The organism is Oricola nitratireducens (assembly GCF_014904745.1).
GTDB lineage: Bacteria > Pseudomonadota > Alphaproteobacteria > Rhizobiales > Rhizobiaceae > Oricola > Oricola nitratireducens.
This window is the reverse complement of the sequence record NZ_JACZCS010000035.1, coordinates 47969-69422: the sequence shown is the minus strand read 5'-3', so window position 1 is coordinate 69422 and position 21454 is coordinate 47969. Positions and strand designations below refer to the sequence as shown.

Annotated in this window: 23 protein-coding genes; 3 read left to right on the top strand and 20 right to left on the bottom strand. The window is 62.7% G+C overall.

The window, feature by feature from the left end; all coding sequences use genetic code 11:
* Positions 1–11: 11 nt before the first annotated feature.
* Together IG169_RS16990 and IG169_RS16985 are read left to right on the top strand one after the other, a co-directional pair.
* Complete coding sequence (locus IG169_RS16990) at positions 12–677, top strand: lysophospholipid acyltransferase family protein (RefSeq protein ID WP_193177426.1); 666 nt, start codon at positions 12–14, stop codon at positions 675–677.
* A gap of 98 nt (positions 678–775) precedes the next feature.
* Positions 776–1567 (top strand): inositol monophosphatase family protein, encoded by a 792-nt coding sequence (locus IG169_RS16985; protein ID WP_193177425.1) that lies wholly within the window; start codon positions 776–778, stop codon positions 1565–1567.
* A 5-nt stretch (positions 1568–1572) separates the two neighbouring features.
* Here IG169_RS16985 and IG169_RS16980 read toward each other — a convergent pair whose 3' ends face one another.
* From IG169_RS16980 to IG169_RS16935, 10 genes are all read right to left on the bottom strand, one after another.
* Entirely contained in the window at positions 1573–2301 is a 729-nt protein-coding gene (locus IG169_RS16980; protein WP_193177424.1) for an HAD-IA family hydrolase, read from the bottom strand.
* 1 nt (position 2302) lies between these two features.
* Positions 2303–3013 (bottom strand): phosphoglycolate phosphatase, encoded by a 711-nt coding sequence (gph, locus tag IG169_RS16975; protein WP_246717428.1) that lies wholly within the window; start codon positions 3011–3013, stop codon positions 2303–2305.
* Entirely contained in the window at positions 3010–3567 is a 558-nt protein-coding gene (locus tag IG169_RS16970) for a thioredoxin family protein (protein ID WP_193177423.1), read from the bottom strand. Before IG169_RS16970 ends, gph begins: the two co-directional genes overlap by 4 nt.
* 20 nt (positions 3568–3587) lie before the next feature.
* Positions 3588–4274 (bottom strand): ribulose-phosphate 3-epimerase, encoded by a 687-nt coding sequence (gene rpe, locus IG169_RS16965; protein WP_193177514.1) that lies wholly within the window; start codon positions 4272–4274, stop codon positions 3588–3590.
* A 69-nt stretch (positions 4275–4343) separates the two neighbouring features.
* Positions 4344–5729 carry a ribulose-bisphosphate carboxylase gene (locus IG169_RS16960; RefSeq protein WP_193177422.1) on the bottom strand — a complete coding sequence of 462 codons (1386 nt, stop codon included), beginning with the start codon at positions 5727–5729 and terminating at the stop codon, positions 4344–4346.
* Between the two features lie 31 nt (positions 5730–5760).
* The gene (fba, locus tag IG169_RS16955) at positions 5761–6840 is read right to left on the bottom strand and encodes a class II fructose-bisphosphate aldolase (RefSeq protein WP_193177421.1); all 1080 of its coding nucleotides are present in this window, start codon (positions 6838–6840) and stop codon (positions 5761–5763) included.
* 2 nt (positions 6841–6842) lie between these two features.
* Positions 6843–7349: a phosphoglycerate kinase gene (gene pgk / locus IG169_RS16950; RefSeq protein ID WP_193177420.1), complete on the bottom strand. Its 507-nt coding sequence runs from the start codon at positions 7347–7349 to the stop codon at positions 6843–6845.
* Positions 7349–9364 carry a transketolase gene (gene tkt / locus IG169_RS16945; protein WP_193177419.1) on the bottom strand — a complete coding sequence of 672 codons (2016 nt, stop codon included), beginning with the start codon at positions 9362–9364 and terminating at the stop codon, positions 7349–7351. The genes pgk and tkt overlap by 1 nt, the downstream gene beginning before the upstream one ends.
* Positions 9365–9386: 22 nt before the next feature.
* On the bottom strand, positions 9387–10259 hold the full coding sequence (locus IG169_RS16940; RefSeq protein ID WP_193177418.1) for a phosphoribulokinase: 873 nt from the start codon (positions 10257–10259) through the stop codon (positions 9387–9389).
* A 19-nt stretch (positions 10260–10278) separates the two neighbouring features.
* On the bottom strand, positions 10279–11316 hold the full coding sequence (locus tag IG169_RS16935) for a class 1 fructose-bisphosphatase (RefSeq protein WP_193177417.1): 1038 nt from the start codon (positions 11314–11316) through the stop codon (positions 10279–10281).
* A gap of 124 nt (positions 11317–11440) precedes the next feature.
* Between IG169_RS16935 and IG169_RS16930 the strand changes: the two genes are divergently transcribed.
* Positions 11441–12409, top strand: coding sequence for a LysR family transcriptional regulator (locus IG169_RS16930; RefSeq protein ID WP_193177416.1), 969 nt, complete (start codon positions 11441–11443; stop codon positions 12407–12409).
* A 3-nt stretch (positions 12410–12412) separates the two neighbouring features.
* Here the strand turns inward: IG169_RS16930 and IG169_RS16925 are convergent, their stop codons facing one another.
* From IG169_RS16925 to choW, 10 genes are all read right to left on the bottom strand, one after another.
* Positions 12413–13234, bottom strand: a complete 822-nt coding sequence (locus IG169_RS16925; protein ID WP_193177415.1) for an alpha/beta hydrolase — start codon at positions 13232–13234, stop codon at positions 12413–12415.
* 11 nt (positions 13235–13245) lie between these two features.
* A complete protein-coding gene (locus IG169_RS16920; RefSeq protein WP_193177414.1) occupies positions 13246–13935 on the bottom strand; it encodes an ABC transporter ATP-binding protein in 690 nt (229 codons plus the stop codon).
* Positions 13932–14681, bottom strand: coding sequence for an ABC transporter ATP-binding protein (locus IG169_RS16915; RefSeq protein ID WP_193177413.1), 750 nt, complete (start codon positions 14679–14681; stop codon positions 13932–13934). Before IG169_RS16915 ends, IG169_RS16920 begins: the two co-directional genes overlap by 4 nt.
* Positions 14674–15654, bottom strand: a complete 981-nt coding sequence (locus tag IG169_RS16910) for a branched-chain amino acid ABC transporter permease (protein ID WP_193177412.1) — start codon at positions 15652–15654, stop codon at positions 14674–14676. Before IG169_RS16910 ends, IG169_RS16915 begins: the two co-directional genes overlap by 8 nt.
* Complete coding sequence (locus IG169_RS16905) at positions 15654–16574, bottom strand: ABC transporter permease subunit (RefSeq protein ID WP_193177411.1); 921 nt, start codon at positions 16572–16574, stop codon at positions 15654–15656. Before IG169_RS16905 ends, IG169_RS16910 begins: the two co-directional genes overlap by 1 nt.
* Positions 16575–16647: 73 nt before the next feature.
* Positions 16648–17787: an ABC transporter substrate-binding protein gene (locus IG169_RS16900; protein WP_193177410.1), complete on the bottom strand. Its 1140-nt coding sequence runs from the start codon at positions 17785–17787 to the stop codon at positions 16648–16650.
* Between the two features lie 52 nt (positions 17788–17839).
* Complete coding sequence (locus tag IG169_RS16895) at positions 17840–18076, bottom strand: Lrp/AsnC ligand binding domain-containing protein (RefSeq protein WP_193177409.1); 237 nt, start codon at positions 18074–18076, stop codon at positions 17840–17842.
* 175 nt (positions 18077–18251) lie between these two features.
* Entirely contained in the window at positions 18252–19373 is a 1122-nt protein-coding gene (gene apbC / locus IG169_RS16890; RefSeq protein ID WP_193177408.1) for an iron-sulfur cluster carrier protein ApbC, read from the bottom strand.
* A 107-nt stretch (positions 19374–19480) separates the two neighbouring features.
* Positions 19481–20515, bottom strand: coding sequence for a choline ABC transporter ATP-binding protein (choV, locus tag IG169_RS16885; protein ID WP_193177407.1), 1035 nt, complete (start codon positions 20513–20515; stop codon positions 19481–19483).
* Between the two features lie 5 nt (positions 20516–20520).
* Positions 20521–21360 carry a choline ABC transporter permease subunit gene (gene choW / locus IG169_RS16880; protein WP_193177406.1) on the bottom strand — a complete coding sequence of 280 codons (840 nt, stop codon included), beginning with the start codon at positions 21358–21360 and terminating at the stop codon, positions 20521–20523.
* Between the last annotated feature and the right edge of the window lie 94 nt (positions 21361–21454).

Genomic DNA, 21454 nt, shown 5'->3' with positions numbered 1-21454 from the left:
CTGGCACGCCCATGGGCACGAACCGCAACCCTTTCGCCGTAGCCGCCGCCGCGATGACCGGAACGGCAATCGCCGCGATCCTTTTCCTCTGGGCGCTGACATGGAGAAAGGACACCCGGGATCTGGAAAAGCTCGACCGCCGTCTGAAAGACGGTGAACGGCTCGTTGCCATATTCTGGCACGGCAAGTATTTCCCGCTGTTCGCGCTCGCGAAAGGACGCAGAGCGACGGTGCTTACCACGCGCTCTTTCCGCGGCGAAGTCATAGCGTTCATATGCCGATGGTTCGGATACCGGCCGGTCAGGATCGACCATGGTGCCGGGAAACAAGGTCTCGCCTCGATCGAACTTGGGACCGCCGGCGCCTACCCGCTGCTGGCGATTGCAGTGGACGGCCCGACCGGCCCCGCCCGACAGCCGAAAGCCGGCGCCATCCGCATCGCAGCCGACCTCGGCTACCGTTTGCTCCCGATCTCCGTGAACGGCGATCCGAAAACCGTGTTGAAAAACCGTTGGGACAGGCATGAAGTGCCGCTGCCTTTCGCCCGTGTCCGCATCGCTGTCGGCGATCCGGTGGATATTCCCCGCGACATCGTGCCTGAGGATTTACCGGAATGGCAGGCGCGATTGCGCGAACGGATCGAGGCGGCCGATCCGGCAAGTTTAAAGTTTTCGTGACGGTGGCGACTATTGCTTACTTTCACCGGAAATCCGGCTATGGCCTTGGGCAACAACGACTCTCCCTGGAAACACCCGAACCGGATCGCCACTTCATCATGACCGAACATCCTGACCGTCTCTCTTTCGCGATCGACCTGACGAAGCGTGCCGCAGCGCTCGGATTGCAGCATTTCCGTTCGCTCGACACCCTGACCATCGAAAGCAAGGGGCATCAGGACCTCGTTTCCAATGCCGACAGGGACGTCGAGACCTTCATTCGCGGCGAGATTGCGCATGCTTTCCCCGACGACGGTATCTTCGGCGAGGAGCACGCGCCGGTCGAAGGGACGAGCGGCCATGTCTGGGTCATCGATCCGATCGACGGCACCGCGAATTTCGTGCACGGCATTCCGGCATGGTGCGTCGTACTTGCCTGTTCCGATAACGGGGTCACCGAAATCGGCGTCATTTGCGAGCCGTCTTCCGGCGAGACCTTCTGGGCCGAGCGCGGCAAGGGCGCCTTCGTTAACGGCAAGCCGATCGCCGTCTCGCAATCGCCGAACCTGTCGCAGGGATCCGTCGGCACCGGGTATTCAAGCCGTATCGAAGCGGCCGGCATCATCGCCGCGATCACAGCGCTGATCGCCGAAGGCGGCGTCTTTTTCCGCAACGCGTCGGGCGCGCTGATGCTCGCCTATGTCGCAGCAGGGCGCCTGATCGGCTACATCGAGGAGCACATGAATTCCTGGGACTGCATCGCCGGCCTGCTGATGATCGAGGAAGCCGGCGGCACGATCATGCCGCTCGATCCCGCGACCGTCATCGAACACGGCACTTGCGTCATCGCCGGTGGCCCGCATGTCTACGCGCAGATCGAGGCGATCGCCCGCAACTCGTTCAAGCAGTGAAACGGCTAGCCGTGAAATAACAGGTCGCGCACGCCGGTGGGCACATCGCCGAAGATGAATTCCGGCGTGAATTTGAGGATCGAGAACGGTTCGTCGAGGTTCTTGAAGATGTAGTCTGCCCCGGCGAAATTGTTGTCGCCGGTATAGATGCTCGGCGTGATAATCGTCGGCACATTCACCGCCCGGGCGGCGCGCAGCCCGTTTTCCGAGTCCTCGAAGATCAGGCAATCTTCCGGCCGGTGTCCCAGATCGGCCAGGACGAGTTTGTAGACTTCCGGGTCGGGCTTTTTGCGCTTCGTGTCCTCCCCCGTGCGCACCGACCGGAACCAGGAAAGCGCATCCTCGCCGAGCGTCGCCGCCATCAGCCCGACGACATTGGGGCGGCTGGTCGTCGTTCCGATCGCGAGATCGAGGCCGGCGGCCCGCGCCCGGTTCAACAGGTCTTCGACGCCCGGCCGGAGCTCGACCGTGCCCGGAACCATCAGTTCATTATAGAATTCGGTCTTGCGGCGATGCAGCGCCGCCGCATCGACATCGCCAGCCCCGACCTGGCGCGCATAATGTTCGATGCGCTCGCGCCCACCGGTGACGCTCAGCAATTGCTTGTAGAGATCCCGGTCCCACACCCACGGTAAACCGGCCTCCGAAAATGTGCGGTTGAAGGCAATACGGTGCAATTCTTCCGTCTCGGCGAGCGTCCCGTCGACATCGAAGATCAGAGCACGCACCGCCATGTCATGCCGGCTCCTTCAACCGCTCGATAGCCTGCGGCACCAGAACCAGGCTGTCGATGACGATGTCGGCGCCCAGTTCGTCCACCGGCACCGTCGTGTAGCCGCCGCGAACCGCGATCGACGCCATCGGCACTGCCTTGGCCGCATCGATATCGGCCGGGCTGTCGCCCACCAGCAACGCGCGATGCGCGCCGACGCCGATCTGTTCCAGCGCGTGGAGCAGCATATCGGGCGCGGGCTTGCGGGCCGGGCCGGTGTCCCCGCCGACAATGACATGCACAGACCGGCCCAGCCCGAAATGTTCGATGATGCTGCGCGAGAAATTTTCCGGCTTGTTGGTGACGACGCCGATCTTCACACCGGCCTTGGCGTAAGCGGTCACCAGTTCGAACGCGCCGGGCATCAGCGTCGTGCCGACGGTCAGGCAGCGTCCGTAAATCGCCATCATGCGATCGGTCATCTCGTCGAGCGCGCCGCCCTCAAGTTCGACATCCCGCGCAGCGAATGCACGCTCGACAAGCTTGCGAATGCCATTGCCGATCATCGTCCGGACCTCGTCGACCGTCAGCGCGTCCCGGGCTTCCGTGGCAAGCAGATCGTTGACGGCCGAGGCGAGGTCCGGCACAGAATCGATCAGCGTTCCGTCGAGATCGAACAGCACCGCCTGTGGCCAACCGCAGCGGTCTCCGCCTTCAGCGAAGCGCATGCTCATGCCATCTCCTTCCATTTGATCGAGCATCCCATGGACGGTATCTGGTCATCCGGCCCCTTACCCGTTTCGGCAACCTGACGCATCGCCTCGAAGAGATCGCGGCGCAGGCCCGGCCCGCCCGTCTCCTTGCGCGACGCGTCGAGACGGCCGCGATACTGCAGTTCGAGATTCTTGTTGAACCCGAAGAAATCGGGCGTGCATGCCGCGTCAAAGGCTCGCGCGACCGACTGGTCATCGTCATGCAGATACGGGAACGTGAAAGCATGCGCGGCAGCGAATTCCTTCATCTTGTCGAAAGAATCTTCCGGATAGGTCTGCGCATCGTTTGAATTTATGGCGACGAAGCCGATGCCGAGCGCCTCCAGGTCGCGCGCATCGCGCACGATCCGGTCGATCACCGCTTTCACATAGGGGCAATGGTTGCAGATGAAGGCGACGACGAGGCCGTTCGGCCCGGCGCAATCGAAAATCGAATAGGCGCGTCCTTCCGTGCTCATCAGTCGTGAATCGACGGCTTTCCAGCCGAAATCGCAAACAGGCGGCACAGCAGCCATGTCAGTCCTCCTTTGGTGGCTCAGGCGGCGGCACGGGCCGCGCCGTCGGCGGCCTGGCGGATCGCCTCGATATTCTTGCGGTATGCGGCTTCCTCGCCGCCCTTGAAAACGGCCGAACCCGCGACAAGCACATTCGCGCCCGCCGCCGCGACGAGCGGTGCGGTTTCCGGCGTTACGCCGCCGTCGATCTCGATATCGATCGGCCGGTCGCCGATCATCGCCTTGATCCTGGCCGTCTTCTCGACGACGGACGGGATGAAAACCTGGCCGCCGAAACCGGGATTGACGGTCATCAGCAGCACCAGATCGAGCCGATCGAGAACATATTCGATGACGTTTTCCGGCGTCGACGGATTGAGCGACACCCCGGCCTTCTTGCCGAGATCGCGGATCGCCTGCAGCGACCGGTCGAGATGCTTCGTCGCCTCGGCGTGAACTGTGATGATGTCGCAGCCGGCGTCGGCGAACGCGGCGAGAAACGGGTCGCAGGGCTCGATCATCAGATGACAATCGAAAACCTTGTCGGTCCGGTTGCGTACGGCCTTGATAATCGGCGGCCCGAAGGTGATGTTCGGGACATAGTGGCCGTCCATGACATCGAGGTGAATCCAGTCGGCGCCCGCGCGCACGACCGCCTCGATCTCGTCGCCAAGCCTTGAAAAATCCGCCGAAAGCACAGACGGAGCGATGATGGTGCCGCTCATGATGATTCCCTGAATTTGAGATGGGTTCCCGCCGCCATTGTAGACGGCGGGAAGCGCTATTGCGACCCCGGATCAGGCTGCGGAATTGATCCGCAGCGCCTCGCGCCAGCCCGGATAGAGCTTGTCGGCATCGCCAGGGAAGCTCTGGAAGGCGCGGGCGAATTCGTAGTGGTCTTTCGCGAACTGCACCGGGTCGGCGCCTTCCTTCCAGCACTGCTCGGCCTGGCGCAGCGAAGTCGCGCCCGCTGCAGCGCCGTCGACATGGCCGAAGGCTCCACCGCCGGCGGTCATGATCAGGTTCGAATGTCCGAGATTCTCGAAGAAGCCCGGCATGCGCAGCGCATTCATGCCACCGGAGATGATCGGGGTGGTCGGGTTCATCCCGGCCCATTCCTGGTGGAAATACGGACCATCCGCACTGTCATTGGTGATCATGTAGGCCATCAGCTTGTCGGAGGCCTCCCCTTCCATCTTGCCAAAGCTCATTGTGCCGGTGTGGATGCCCGAGGCACCCTGCATGCGAGCCATTTTCGACAGCACGAAGGCGGTGTAACCGCGCATCGACTGCGGCGAGGTCACGGCGCCGTGGCCTGCGCGATGATAGTGCAGATACTGCTTCGGAAAGTTGCGCCGCGCGGTCGTGATCGCTGCCGGTCCGGTGACGTAACCGTCGACCAGGAACGCGACGTGATCGGCGTTCTCCGCGAAGGTCTCGAGGATGAACTCGGCGCGCGCGAGCATCTCGTAATGGTCGTCCGCGGTAATGTTGGCCGAGAACAGCTTGGCCTCGCCGGTCTTGTCCTGGGCGCGCTTCATCGCGTCGGCGACGAGCGGTATCGTTTCCTTGAGCGGCGAGAAAAGCTGGTTGCCCTGCGGTTCATCGTTCTTGATGAAGTCGCCGCCGAGCCAAAAGTCGTAGCAGGCGTCGGCGAAGGGCTGCGGGCGCAAACCGAGCTTCGGCTTGATGATTGTGCCGACGATGAAGCCGCCATCGACATGCGGACGTCCGAGCACGCGCCACAGGTCGCTGATCGTCGTCGCCGGTCCGTCGAAAAGGCGCAGCAAGGACGGCGGCACCCAGAAATCGTGCATCTTGGCGTATTCGACGTCGCCCATGCCCTGGTTGTTGCCGATGGCGAGCGTCAGGAACGAGCAGATCATCGCACGGCCGTCGGTGATGTTGCGGTCGAACAATTCGATCGGATAGGCGATCTTCATCAGCTCCTTGGCTTCATCGATCTCGTAGACGAGCGCGTCGACGCCGCGGGTGAAGTCGTCTGTCGTCGAAACGTCGACATTCGTGCCGGTCGAGGACTCGGCTGCGAAGTGGGCGGCTGTCTCCAGATAACCGTAACCCGCCTTCGGTTTCATGATGTAGGCGCAAAGCACGTGATTGCCGGCGGCGATCAGGTCCTTTTCCTTCAGCGAGAGATTTGCGTAACGTCCGGACTGGTCCATGGTCGTTTTCCTTCCGTTTGTGGCTTGGGGGTCACGCGGCCTTTGCGGTCGCGGTTTGCGGATCGAGCATGCCGGCGGCATAGCGCTTGGCCATCTCGTCCATCGGGATGACCTTGATCTTCGCGGCGTTCCCGGCGGTGCCGAAGGCCTCGAAGCGGTCGCGGCAGAGGTCGCGCATCGCGTCCATCGCCGGTTTCAGGAACTTGCGCGGATCGAATTCCGCCGGGTTTTCCTGGGCAATCTTGCGGAACTGGCCCGTCATAGCCATGCGGCAGTCAGTGTCGATGTTGACCTTGCGCACGCCGTGCTTGATGCCGCGCACGATCTCTTCCACCGGCACGCCGAAGGTCTGCGGCATCGCGCCGCCGAACTCGTTGATGATGTCCTGCAGTTCCTGCGGCACCGAGGACGAGCCGTGCATGACGAGATGGGTGTTCGGCAGCTTGGCGTGGATTTCCTCGATCACGCGCATGGCGAGAATGTCGCCGGTCGGCTTGCGGGTGAACTTGTAGGCGCCGTGCGACGTGCCGCAGGCGATCGCCAGCGCATCGACTTTAGTGCGGGTGACGAAATCGACGGCCTGGTCGGGATCGGTCAGGAGCTGGTCATGGCTGAGCTTGCCGACGGCGCCGTGACCATCCTCGGCCTCGCCCTCGCCCGTCTCAAGTGAACCGAGTACGCCGAGTTCGCCCTCGACGGACGCGCCGACCCAGTGGGCCATGCGCGAAACGCGCTCCGTGATCTCGACATTGTAGTCGTAGGAAGCAGGCGTCTTGGCATCGGCCTCGAGCGAGCCGTCCATCATCACCGAGGTGAAGCCGTGCCGGATCGCGGTCATGCAGGTGGCTTCGTTGTTGCCGTGGTCCTGGTGCATGCACACCGGGATATCGGGATAGATGTCGACCAGCGCGTCGATCATCCGGGTCAGCATGATGTCGTTGGCATAGGAGCGCGCGCCGCGCGACGCCTGGATGATGACCGGTGCGTCGCATGCCTTGGCCGCTTCCATGATCGCGAGCCCCTGCTCCATGTTGTTGATGTTGAATGCCGGGACGCCGTAGGCGTTTTCGGCCGCGTGGTCGAGCAATTGGCGAAGGGTGATACGGGCCATGTTCAAGCCTCCTCTCTGGATTTTTGCGGGGGTGCCGAAAGATCGGGTTCCGGCAGGATTTTCTTCAGCGCGGCTTGCCAGCCTTCCGCGTTGAGCGGCGGATCGCCAGCGTCGATAAAATAGTCGCCGAGCACCGATAGACGCATGGCAAACACCTGCTCGCGGCGGCGTTCGTCGGAATGGAACCGCAGGTTTTCCATCAGCGCGATTTCGCCGAACGGCACCTGCGCCAGCTTGCCTTCCGCTCCGGTGCCGAGGCTTTCATTGACGAAGGTGATCGGCTTGCCCGTCATCTCCTGCAGCATTGCCGTGAACGGGCGCAGGCTGAGCGCCGGATTGATGTCGCCGGCCGGATTGCCGAGTCCGGCGACGACGACGACGCGCGCGCCGGCGTCCGCCAGCCGGTTGATCAGCGGCACCGCGGTGTGACTGACGCCGCCGTCCAGGCTGATGCGGATGATCGCGGTCTTGCCGCGGATCGTATCTTCCGTATGCCGCGCCGAAAGCATCACGCACCTCCCTCGGAGGTGAGCCGGACGGCTTCCGCGACGATCGCATCCGTCGTGATTCCGAAATGGCGGTAGAGATCGGCGGCCGGCGCGCTGGCGCCGAAGCTCTTCATGCCGATGAACGAACCGTTGCCGCCGATCCAGCGGTCCCAGCCAAGCCGTGCCGCAGCCTCGACAGCGATGCGCGGCGCATCGCCGAGCACGGCGTTCTGATAGGCGGCGTCCTGTGTTTCGAAGAGATCCCAGGACGGCATCGAGACGACCGCTGCCTTGATGCCATTGTCGGCAAGAAGCCGGTCGGCCGCAGCTTTCGCGATCTCCACTTCCGAGCCGGTCGCCATCAGGGTGATGTCACGCCCGCGCGTCGCGTCCTGCAGCACATAGGCGCCGCGCGCCGAGCGGTTTTCCTTCGAATGCGCCGCGCGCAGCATCGGCAGCCCCTGGCGGGACAGCACCAGCACGCTCGGCCGGTCCGTTGTCGTTAAGGCCAGTTCCCAGGCTTCCGCCGTCTCGATGATGTCGGCCGGGCGGAAAACGTTGATATTCGGCGTAGCGCGCAGCATGGCGAGATGTTCGACCGGCTGGTGCGTCGGACCGTCTTCGCCAAGACCGATGGAGTCATGCGTCATCACGTAGATCACGCGCTGCCCCATCAGCGCCGACAGGCGTATCGCGCCCCGCGCATAGTCGGTAAACACCAGGAACGTTCCGCCATAGGGAATGAAGCCGCCATGTAGCGCGATACCGTTCATCGCCGCGGCCATGCCGTGTTCGCGGATGCCGTAGTGGATGTAGCGGCCCTTGAAGTTTCCCGCCCCGATAGAGCCGAGATCCTTGGTGATCGTCAGGTTCGAATGCGTCAGGTCGGCAGACCCGCCCACGGTCAAATTGGTGGCGGCGTTGATCACGCCCAGCGCCATTTCCGAAGCCTTGCGGGTCGCGACCTTGGTCGCCTTTTCGACATGTTCCTTGCGAAACGCGGCGAGTTCGCGCGTCACGCGGGCTGGCAACTCGCCGGAGACAGCGGCCGTGAACGACTTGCGCCGGGCGCTGGTCTCCAGCCGGCCTTCCCATGCGGCGCGCTGGTCCTTGCCGCGCGTGGCGACGGTGCGCCATGCGTCGATGATCGCGTCCGGAACGACGAACGGATCGTAGGGCCAGCCGATATTGGCGCGCGTCGCGGCAATCTCGTCCGCACCGAGCGGTGCGCCGTGAGTCTTTTCGGAGCCTTCCAGGTTGGGCGCGCCCTTGCCGATTGTCGTACGGCAGGCGATCAATGACGGCTTTCTTGATTTGCGCGCTTTTTCAATGGCTTCAGCGACGTGATTCATGTCGTGACCGTCGACGCTGTGAACGTCCCAGCCGGCGGCCTTGAACCGCGCCGGCTGGTTCATCGATGTGGACAGGGAGGTTGGCCCATCGATGGAGATGTGGTTGTTGTCCCAGAAGACGATCAGCTTATTCAGCTTCAAATGCCCGGCGAGATCGATCGCTTCGTGGCTGATGCCTTCCTGAAGGCAGCCGTCGCCCGCGATGACATAGGTGTAGTGATCGACCAGCTTGGTGCCGAAGCGCGAGGCCATCATGCGCTCGGCGAGCGCCATGCCGACGGCGGTGGCGAGTCCCTGCCCCAGCGGCCCGGTCGTCGTCTCGACGCCCTTGGTATGGCCATATTCGGGATGGCCGGCCGTATGGCTGCCGAGCTGGCGGAAACGCTGCAGTTCCTCGATCGGCATGTCGTCATAGCCGAGGAGATAGTGGATCGCGTATTGCAGCATCGAACCGTGACCCGCCGACAGGACGAAGCGGTCGCGGTCCGGCCAGTCCGGATTCGACGGATCGATGTTGATGAAGCGATTGAACAGGACCGTCGCCACGTCGGCCATGCCCATCGGCATGCCAGGATGACCCGAATTCGCCTTTTGCACGGCATCCATCGCGAGCGCGCGGATGGCGTTCGCCATGTCGCGTTCGCCGACGTCCGACTGCAACTTACCCGATGCCTGGATATTCATCTGTTCCTCCTCAGGTCGCATGTCAGGACGCGCGGCGTTTCAGATCCATCAGCTTGTGGATCAGCGGCGTGAAAATGAGCTGCATTGCAAGATCGAGCTTTTCGCCCGCGCAGACGATGGAATTGGCGCGCGACATGAAAGCGCCGTCGAGCATCGACAACAGATAGGGGAAGTCGATGCCGCGCGGATTGGCGAAACGGATCACCAGCATTGATTCCGATGGTGTCGGGATCCAGCGCGCGACAAACGGGTTCGACGTATCGACCGTCGGAATGCGCTGGAAATTGATGTTGGTTTCGGAGAATTGCGGGCAAATATAGCGCGCATAGTCCGGCATGCGGCGCAGGATCGTTTCCGTGACCGCCTCGGTGGAATAGCCGCGCAGGGACTTGTCGCGATGGATCTTCTGGATCCACTCTAGATTGATCACCGGCACGACGCCGATCTTCAGATCGACATGTTTCGGCAAATCGACTTTGCCGGTCTTGATGCACCCGTGCAGGCCTTCATAGAACAGGAGATCGCTTTCCGGCAGGTCTTCCCAGTCCGTGAAGGTGCCGGGCGCCGAGCCGAAGACTTCCGCTTCCTTGTCGTCATGAACGTAGTGGCGGGTCTTGCCCTTGCCCTTGCGGCCATATTCCTCGAACACGGCTTCCAGGATCTCGAGTTCGTTGGCTTCGGGATTGAAATGCGAGAAATGCTCGTTGCCCTTCTTTTCCTCTTCGGCGACTTTCGCCTTCATGCCGGCGCGGTCGTAGCGGTGAAATGCGTCGCCCTCGATAAAGGCTGCGGTGACGCCCTCGCGATTGAAGATTTTCCCGAACGTGTCCTTGACGGTCGTCGTGCCGGCGCCCGAAGAGCCGGTGATCGCGATGATGGGGTGCTTGTGCGACATTGTTTTTGTTCTTTCTCGTTCAGGCCCTGAACAGACCGCGGTTCGCAAACAGCGGATGACGTGTGCCGATGGCCGAGGGATCGGTGTGGTAACGCGTGATCTTCTCGACTTCCTTCTTGGAGCCGAAGATCAGCGGGGTGCGCTGATGGATATCGCTCGGCACGAGCTCAAGGATGCGACTGACGCCGTCGGTCGCCGCCCCGCCCGCTTCCTCGATCAGAAGCGCGATCGGATTGGCCTCGTAGACGAGCCGCAACCGTCCGTGGGCATAGCCCTTGCGGCCGTCGCGCGGATAGAGAAACACGCCGCCGCGGATCAGGATGCGGTAGGTGTCCGCGACCAGCGAGGCGATCCAGCGCATGTTGAAATCCTTGTCGCGCGGCCCCTCGGTGCCCGCCAGGCAATCGTCGATATAGAGGCGCATGGCTTCGTCCCAGTGCCGGTAGTTCGATGCATTGATCGCGAATTCGCTTGCCGACTGCGGAATGCTGACCGCCGGATAGGCTTCGACGAATGTGCCGAGACGGCTCGAAAAGACGAAGATCCGGGTGCCGTTGCGCTTCGTCAGGACGAGCGCCATTTGCGGGCCGTAGATGAAGAAGCCCGAGGCCAGCTGGTCGGACCCGCGCTGGGCGAAAGTCGTTGCGGCATCTTCCTTGCGGGGAAGGATCGAGAAGATCGTGCCGATCGAGACATTGGTGTCGATGTTCGACGAACCGTCGAGCGGGTCGATGGCGACGGCAATCGGCGATTCCGGATTGATCGTTACCGGATTGGCGAGTTCCTCCGACGCGTAATAGGCGATGCCCGCCCTTCGTGCGCCTTCGAGGAAAAGATTGTCAGCATGTACATCAAGGTCTTTCTGCGTGTCGCCGCCGGCATTTGAACTGCCGCGCGCTTCCGCGAAAGCGGCGCCGAGCGCGCCCTCGTTGATGGATTTGCGAACGAGAACGGCCGCTGCCGTGAAGGCGCGGATGGTCTCGGCGATCTGGATCTTCACCGGATCGTTCGAACTGGTAAACGTGTTGAGATAAGCGTCGAGCGTTGCAGCCGTCATAGTCCGATCCTCCCATCGGGAACGCGGCCCAAATCGAAACCGCCTTGCCGTTACATCGCGGATATGGATGAGTTAGTAAAATTTATTTTCTTTATTTCTAGAGTAAGAAAAACTAATATTGAACATGCTCAACATTACCCTTCGCCAGCTGCGCTCCCTCCTCGCCATCGAACAGACCGGCAAAATATCCATGGCGGCCAACAGTTTGGGGCTGACCGGACCGGCCATCACGATGCAGTTGAAGCAGATCGAGGACGAGATTGGACTGGCTTTGTTCGACCGCACGCCGGACGGCATGCGTCCGACCGCCGCAGGTACGGCCGTGCTGGATGCTGCACATGCGGTTCAGGAACGTTTGCGAGCACTTGAGGAAGAGGTCACCGCCATCAGCGGCGGAAAGCAGGGAACGTTGAAACTCGGCGCGGTCTCGACGGCGAAATATTTTACGCCGCGCATGATCGCCGCCTTCCAGAAGTACAATCCCGACATCGACATCGAATTGTTCATCGGCAACCGCGCCGAGACGATCGATGCCCTGCGCCACCAGATGGTCGATATCGTCCTGATGGGCCGTCCGCCCCGCGACATCGAGGTCGAAGCATTCCTGTTCGGCGACCATCCGCTGGTCATCGTCGCCCCGCCGGACCACCCGCTGACGAAAAAACGCGACATCTCGAAAGAGGAAATCGCAGCCGAAAAGTTTCTCGTGCGCGAAGCCGGCTCTGGCACCCGCACATCGCTGGAGGTCTTCTTCGCCGACGTGCCGGGCAAGCTCGACAATCTCGGCACCGAGATGGGATCGAACGAGACGATCAAGCAGGCCGTGATGGCCGGCCTCGGCATCGCCTTCATTTCCGCCCACACGATCGAGCAGGAATTGCAGATGGGCCGTCTCGTCATCCTCGACGTGGAGGGCATGCCGATCCGCCGCCAGTGGTTCTCCGTGTCGCGTTCGGACCGCACCCCCTCGCCAGTGATGCGGATATTCCAGGAGTTCCTGATCCGGGAGGGCGCAAAATACCTGCCGCTAATCCCGAAAACCTACCCGGCCGAAATGATCGGGAGCTTCGGCATCACGCCGATGAAGCGCTGACAGTCAGGAAAACAAGGCCCGCGTTATCGGTGACAATGCCGAGGCCAGACCCTCTATGACATCGAAGTGATGCCGGTCCGGCTCCTCGACCGCCTCCGTCGCCAGGCCCAGCCCGCGCCAGATATTGGCGAGCAACGTGTTCTGGCGCACGAATTCGGACCGTTCCGTCGCGCCGACCCAGCAAATCACCGGCACATCAGCGACGGGTTCGAGCAGGACCGGGCTTTCCGCCCTCGCCTCCTCCATGTCGAGGTGCAGCGATCCGTTCATGGCGGTACGCAGCATCGGGCGCAGATCATGCACGCCGGAGATCGACATCACCCGATCGATCCTTTTCAGGACATCGCCGGACAGACCGGTTCCGCTACAGACAAGCCGCGTCACGACCTGGCCGCCGGCCGAGTGACCGGCAAGCCTGATCGGTCCGTCGACCATGCCCGCTGCCTTCGTAACCGCCGTGGCGACCGAACGCGCAATGTCGCGCACCCTTACCTCCGGGCAAAGCGGATATGACGGCATCGCCACCGCCCAGCCCTGCGCCAGGCCGCCTGCGGCGAGGTTGGACCAATAGGACTTGTCGAGCCGTAGCCAGAAACCGCCATGCACGAAGACGAACAGCCCCCTCGCCTCGCCTTCGGGCCGGAACAGGTCAAATTTCTCGCGCGCATTGCCGCCATAGGCGATATCGAGCTGCGCATGCTCCGACATGGCGGCGCGGAACTCGGCGGCGGACTTCACCCACGCCTCCGGCCAGCGGTCGCCGCCGGCGATGTTCGCCCCATTGGCATAAGCGTTGTCCCAGTCCTCGACGCGAAACAAGGTCATTCCCGTTCTCCTCAAACCCCGAGATAGCGCGCCGTCACATCCGGCGACAATTGCGCGGGCGTCCCCGTCCACACCGTTGCGCCCTTTTCCAGAACGACGCAGCGGTCCGAGACCGTTGCCAGTTCGCCGATCGACTTGTCGACCACCAGGATCGACAGGCCCGACGTCTTCAGCACACCGATCGCCGCCCATATTTCGTGCCGCACGACGGGCGCCAGCCCCTCCGTCGCCTCGTCCAGAATGAGCAACTGCGGATTGGTCATCAGCGCGCGGCCGATCACCAGCATCTGCTGTTCGCCGCCGGACAATAGCCCCGCCTTTTGCGACAACCGCTCGCCCAGGCGCGGGAACAGCTTTTCAACCGCCCCGAGGTCCCACTCTCCAGGCCGCGCCGCCGCGACGAGGTTTTCCTCCACCGTCAGCGGTCCGAAACAGCGCCGGCCCTCCGGCACGAGCCCGATCCCCGCCTGCGCGACCTTGTGTGACGGCAACGGCCCGAGGTCCCGCCCGCGGAAACGGATACTGCCACCGCTGTGCCGAAGCATCCGCATGATCGTCAGAACGGTGGTCGTCTTGCCCATGCCGTTGCGCCCCATCAGAGCGACACACTCGCCGTCCCCGACCGTCAGATCGACGCCGAAAAGCGCCTGCGAAGCGCCATAGAAGGCCGTAAGGCCGGAGACTTCGAGCAGCGCGCTCATGCCGTCTCCCCGAGATAGGAGCTCTGGACTTCCGGATTGGAGCGGATGTCGTCGACGTTACCGGTGGCGATGATACGGCCATAGACAAGCACCGAAATCCGGTCGGCGAGCGCAAAGACCGCGTCCATGTCGTGCTCCACGAGCAGGATTGGCGCCTCGTGGCGCAGATTGGCGAGGATTGCCGTCAATTCCACCGACCCTTCCGGCCCGAGCCCGGCCATCGGCTCGTCGAGCAGGAAGACATGCGGTTCCATGGCGAGCGCCATCGCCAGTTCCAGCCGCCGCCGCTCGCCATGCGACAGGATCGATGCCAGGATGTTCTCGCGCCCCGTCAGGCCGACCCGCTCCATGTGCCTGCGGGCCGGTCCCGTCAATGACGGGTCGGACAGCACCGGGCGCAGGAAGCCGAAGCTTCTCCCGCTCGCCCCTTGCACCGCCAGCACGACGTTCTGCAGAGTGGTGAATTCCGGCGCCACCGAGGAGACCTGGAAGGTCCGCGCCAGGCCGAGCCGCGCCCGCTCCACCGTGCCAGTTCCGGCAAGATCGCGCCCCGCGAAACGGATCGATCCGCTATCCTGTTGAAGCTCACCGCATATCTGCTTGATGAGAGTGGATTTTCCGGCCCCGTTCGGCCCGATCAGCGCATGGATTTCGCCGGCACGGAGGTCGAGCGAGATATGGTCGCTTACGGTCAGCGCGCCAAACGATTTCGTCAGGTCCCGAATTTCGAGGATCGGTTCAGCCATGGTGCCGCCTCCGCGTTACGACGCCGATCAGGCCGCCATGGGCGAACAGAACGACCAGCAGCAACAGCACGCCGAGCAAGAACTTCCAGTATTCGCTGACACCGCCGAGCGCGTATTCCAGCAGGATGAACAGCGCCGCGCCCGCCAGCGGGCCGAAATGTCGGCCCACTCCGCCGAGGATGATAAACACCATGATCTCGCCCGATGTCTGCCACGATAGCATCGACGGGCTGACGAAACGGTTGAGATCGGCATAGAGCGCGCCTGCCAGCGCGGTGATCATGCCGGAGATGGTGAAGGCGACGAGGCGCAGGCGATAAGGATCGATGCCGACGGCGCGCACGCGCTCGACGTTCTGGCGCGCGCCCTGCAAGGCAAGGCCGAAGCGCGACCGCGACAGCAGGATTGAGAACAGCGTGGCCGCGAGGAACCACACGAAAGCGACGGCAAAGAAATCCAGCGGCCTGAGCGTGTTCAGCCCGGGAAATGAGTTGCGCACATAGATCGGCAATCCGTCCTCGCCGCCATAGGCCGGCCATGAAACCGCAAAATAGAAAACCATCTGCGCAAAGGCGAGCGTGATCATTATGAAATAGACGCCGGATGTGCGCAGGCTGAGCGCCCCGATCGCCAACGCGGCGATCCCGCCAGCGAGGAGCGCCACCGGCCAGATGATCAGCATCTGCTGCGTGCCCTCGACCGTGAAAGGCCATGTCATCAGGGGTTCGTAATTCTGGGCGTGGCTGGCCAGGATCCCGGCCCCGTAGCCGCCGATGCCGAAAAAAGCGGCGTGCCCGAAGGAGACCAGCCCGCCATGGCCGAGCGCGATATTGAGCCCAACCGCCGCCGTAGCAAAAATCGCGACTTTGGTCGCCAGCGTGACGATGAAGGGTTCGTCCATTGCCGATGCCGCCACGGGAACCGTGAGCAGCAGCAGGACAAGAGCGATATTGACCGGTGTCTCGCGCAGCATCAGGTCGCCGTCCCGTAGAGGCCGCCGGGACGCACAACAAGCACCACCGCCATCAGGATGTAGATCAGCATCGAGGCGAGCGCCGAACCGACGGCGGTGGCGTCGGACGCGTTCATCACGGTGCCGAAGGCGATCGGCAGCAGGAACCGTCCGAGCGTATCGGTAATACCGACCAGCAGCGCGCCGATGAAAGCGCCCTTGATCGAGCCGATCCCGCCGATGACGATCACGACGAAGGCAAGGATCAGCACCGGCTCTCCCATGCCGACCTGAACCGACTGGATGGTGCCGACAAGCGCGCCGGCGAAGCCGGCAAGCGCCGCGCCGAGCGCGAAGACCATCGTGTAGAGCCGCCCGATATCGACGCCGAGAGCCGCGATCATTTCCCGGTCCGCCTCGCCGGCGCGAATGCGGATGCCGAGCCGCGTCCTGCCGATCAGCAGGAACAACCCCGCCGCGACGAGAATTCCCGCGCCGATGATCGCAAGGCGATAGAGCGAATAGGCCCCGCCGCCCGGCAGCGGCACCGCGCCCGACAGGATCGGCGGGACGTCGAGGTAAAGCGGGAACGAGCCGAACAGCCAGCGCGTGCCTTCAGAAAAGATCAGGATCAGCGCAAAGGTCGCGAGAACCTGATCGAGATGGTCGCGGCTATAAAGCCGCCGGATCACGACGATTTCGACGATTGCTCCCGTGATCGCCGCGGCGGCGAGGCTCGCCGCCAGCCCGAGCCAGAACGAACCGGTCGCGGCGGCAACCGCCGCGCAGGCGAACGCGCCGACCATATAGAGCGAGCCATGCGCGAGATTGATCAGCCCCATGACGCCGAAGATCAGCGTCAGCCCCGCCGCCATCACGAACAGCATGACGCCGAGTTGCAGGCCATTGAGGACCTGTTCGATCAAAAGGGCTGCGCTCACGGAAACGGCATCCGGATTACGAGGAGCGAAAAAACGGGCTGCTTCACCGCGCGGCCCGCCGGACACTCATCGACTACATCTTGCAGTCGTCGACATAGGCATTGCTGCGGTCTGTCATCGCCGTTCCGACGATCTTGTTGGTCAGGATGTCGCCTTCCTTGACGACCTCGCGCACATAAATGTCCTGGATCGGATGGTGGTTCGAGGCGAACGAGAACTTGCCGCGCACCGAATTGAAATCGGCGGCTTCGAGCGCTTTCTGGAACGCGTCGGCGTCGGACGGAGATGCCTTGGCAAGCGCCGACAGCATCAGGTTGGCCGTGTCGTAGCCGTAGGATGCGTAAATCGACGGCAACCGGTCGTATTCAGCCTGGAAGCCTTCCACGAATGCCTTGTTGGCCGCGTTGTCGATGTCCTTAGACCAGTTGGCTGTGTTCTTGACGCCGAGCGCCGCGTCGCCGACGGCCTGCAGGATGCCCTGGTCGAACGAGAAGGCCGGTCCGATCAGCGGGATGTCGACGCCGGATTGCGCATACTGCTTCATGAAGGCGATGCCCATGCCACCTGGCAGGAAGAAGAACACGCTGTCGGCGCCGGACGCGCGGATTTGCGCGATCTCGGCGGCATAATCGGTCTGGCCGAGCTGGGTGTAAACCTCCCCGGCAAGCTCGCCCTTGTAGAAGCGCTTGAATCCAGTCAGCGAATCCTTGCCGGCGGGATAGTTCGGCGCGAGGATGAAGGTGTTCTTGTAGCCCGCATCCGTCGCATAGGCGCCGGCGGCCTCGTGCAGATTGTCGTTCTGGTAGGAAACCGAGAAATAATGGGCATTGCAGCCCTTTCCGGCGAGCTGCGACGGCGCGGCATTGACCGAAAGATAGAATTTGCCCTGCGCGACCGCTGCCGGAACCACGGCCATCGCCAGGTTCGACCAGATAATGCCGGTCAGGATGTCGACCTTGTCGGACTGGATCATCTTGTCGGCGATCTGGACCGCAACGTCCGGTTTGCGCTGGTCGTCCTCGATGACGACGTCCACGTCCTTGTTGCCCGACTGCTTGATCGCGAGCATGAAGCCGTCGCGGGCATCGATCCCGAGGCTCGCGCCGCCGCCCGAAAGCGTCGTGATCATGCCGACCTTCACCGGCTCAGCGAATGCGGCAGACGTCATGCCGAGAACCGCCAGCGCGGCGAGCGATTTGGTTATCAGATTCATGTGGTCTCCCTCCAACTAGAAACGAAAGGACCCGCGCCGAAGCCGGAGCGGGTCAGAAAGCTTTGAAAGTCAGCGTGGTGAGCGAGCGCGAAATGCCCTCGATGTCGAGGATATGATCGTTGATGAACTTGCCTATATCCTCGTCGCTCGGCACGTAGATCTTCATAAGGAGATCGAAGTCGCCGCTCGTGGAATAGAGCTCGGATGCGATTTCACGCTCATAGACCTTGTCGGCCACCTTGTAGGTCTGCCCCGGATGGCACCGCAACTGGACGAATACGCAATTCATCGAACGCTTCCCCTTACACGCTCCGGCAAATGGCCGGCCTGACAGCAAGCCTATCCTTGAAGATTGGGATCAGAAAAGCAACCGAGAAATTTCAAGCTTAAAACTTTTTCTTCAGGCCCTGCCGGGCACGCGGCATTGAAGCCGCGCGCCCGAAATTCCGGCACTTTCGCCAAACCTAGTCGAACACGATACTCGGCGCTTCCTGCTTCGACGCAGTAGCCCCTTCCCACACTGTCTTGGCGATCGCGCGATAGACCTCGGCATGCGGGCTATCGGGATCTGAAACGACGATCGGCGCGCCGGAATCCGAGGTTTCGCGGATGTCCATGGCCAGCGGAATTGCGCCGAGAAACGGAACACCGAGACGTTCGGCTTCCTTTTCGGCGCCGCCATGACTGAAGATGTCATGCCGCGATCCGCAATCCGGACATATGAAATAGCTCATGTTCTCGACGATCCCGAGCACAGGCACCTCGACCTTGCGGAACATGCTCATTCCCTTGCGCGCGTCGATCAGGGCGAGGTCCTGCGGCGTAGAAACGATGACCGCGCCGGCGAGCGGCACGTTCTGCGCCATCGTCAGCTGCGCATCGCCGGTTCCCGGCGGCATGTCGACGACGAGCACGTCGAGTTCACCCCATTCGACCTCCTTCAGCATCTGGTTAAGCGCAGACATCACCATCGGGCCGCGCCAGATCATCGGCGTATCTTCTTCGACGAGGAAGCCCATAGACATGACCTTCAGGCCGTAGTTTTCCATCGGCTTGAGCGTACGCCCGTCGACCGTCTGCGGCCGGCCCGTGATGTGCAGGAGACGCGGCATCGACGGCCCATAGATATCCGCATCGAGGATGCCGACCTTGAGGCCAAGCCCATGCAGGGCGAGCGCGAGGTTGACCGCCGTCGTCGACTTGCCGACGCCGCCCTTGCCGGACGCCACCGCGATGATCGCGCCGATACCGGGAATGCCGGCGGGCTTGGGCGGACCGCCCTGCGGTTTCGGCGCGGGTTGCGGCGAAGGACGCGCGGCTCCGGACGATGGCCCGCCGCCCTGCTTCGCCGCCGTCAGCACGACGCCGGCCTTCTGGACGCCTTCGACGGACATCGCGGCCTTTTCGGCGGCGATGCGCAGCGGCTCCAGTTCCTCCGCACGATCCGAGGGAACCGTGATCGAGAAAAACACCTTGCCGTCCGCGGCGACGATCTCCGAAACGAGACCGAGATCGACGATGTTCCCCGTCAGATCCGGGCCCTTGACGCGCTTCAACTGTTCGACAACGAGGTCCTTGATGGCCACCGCTTTCCCCTTTTGTCTGGTATCTTCACACCGCAGATAGGCGATTTGGGAAGCGCGTCCAATGGGGTAAGCGCAATTGCTGACTCAAATTCGCATCTATTGCACGGTCACGATGCCGCAGGTTTTCCCGCAAGACCCGACATGAAGCTCTGCGGCGTGACGACGCCGGCCGGCTGGCCGTCGCGCAGCACCAGCAGCGGTTCGTCGTTGGAGAGGAACATGTTCATGATGTCGGCTACGCTGGTGTCGAGCTCGACTGCGCGCGCGCCACCGGGCGCTGTTCCGGCTTCCATGACATCTTCCGCGCACAGCACGCCAAGCGGATTCATATGCGCGACGAAGTCGGCGACATAGTCGTTTGCCGGATCGCGAATGATTTCCTGCGGCGTACCGCACTGGACGATTCGTCCGCCTTCCATGATGGCGATACGCCCGCCGATCTTGAACGCCTCGTCGAGATCGTGGCTGACGAAGACGATTGTGCGCTTCAGATTGGCCTGCAGTTCCAGCAATTCATCCTGCAGCCGTGTGCGGATCAGCGGATCGAGTGCCGAGAAAGGTTCGTCCATCAGCAGGATCGGCGCCTCGGTGGCAAAGGCGCGCGCCAGGCCAACGCGCTGCTGCATGCCGCCTGACAGTTCCGCGACCTTGCGGTCCGCCCAGTCGGTCAGACCGACCAGCTCCAGCTGCGCACGAGCTTTTTCCTCGCGCTCGGCATGCGGCATGCCCGAAAGCTCGAGCCCGAACGCGACATTGTCGAGCACGTTGCGCCACGGCAGAAGCCCGAACTGCTGGAAAACCATCGAAATGCACTCGCGCCGCATCTGGCGCAACTGCGCCGCATCGGCATTGGTGATGTCCACGGGACCGTCCCCGCCATCGACCAGAACCCTGCCCCTCGCGACCTTGTTCAAACCGTTTACGGCGCGTAGCAGCGTGGACTTTCCGGACCCCGACAGCCCCATCAGAACGAGGATTTCACCGGCCTCCACTGTCAGGTCGCAATCATGCACGCCGAGCACCTGATCGGTCGCCTGCTGGATTTCCGCCCGGTCCTTGCCCTCGTCCATCAGCGGAAGCGCCTCATGGGGCGAATTGCCGAAGACGATGGAGACTTTTTCGAAAATGACTGCCGCACTCATGCCGCTCACCGATCCTGACGTTCGATGCGCAGCATGCGATCCAGCATGATCGCAAGCACCACGATGATGAATCCGCTCTCGAAGCCGAGCGATGTGTTGACCGAGTTGAGCGCGCGCACCACCGGCACCCCGAGCCCGTCGGCGCCGACCAGCGCGGCGATCACCACCATCGACAAGGACAGCATGATGGTCTGGTTCAGGCCGGCCATGATCTGCGGCAGGGCATAGGGAAGCTCGACCTTCCACAATTTCTGCGACGGTGTCGCACCAAAAGCATCGGCGGCTTCCAGAAGCGGTTCCGGGGTCGAGGAGACGCCCAGATGCGTCAGTCGGATCGGTGCCGGCACGACAAAGATCACCGTCGCGATCAGCCCCGGCACCATGCCGATGCCGAAGAACACGATGGCCGGGATCAGATAGACGAAGGTCGGCAGCGTCTGCATCAGGTCGAGGACCGGGCGCATGACCTGGAACAAGCGCGGCCGGTGCGCTGCGGCGATCCCGATCGGCACACCGACGGCCATGCATACGACACAGGCCGAGAGAACCAGCGTCAGGCTTTCCGTCGTCTCCTCCCAGTATCCCTGGTTGAGGATGAACAGGAACCCGGCAAACACGAACAGCGCGGTTTTCCAGTTGCGTTGCATCGCATAGGTGAACGCAACGATGGCGAGCACGACGACAAGCGGCGGCGGTGTCTGCAATATCCAGAGCAACGCGTTGATCAGCCATTCCATCGCCACCGCGAGCCCGTCGAAAAACCAGCCGGCATGCGCTTGCAGCCAGTCGAAAACCGCCTTGGCAGAGCGGCCCACCGGGATCTTGGCGTCAGTCAGCCATTCCATGGATGTTGTTCCTCCCACGCAGGCGTGCAGTCTGCTGCGCTACTGCGGGATTGGCAATCAGAAATGCCCCGGGCCGAATGCCCGGGGCATTTCA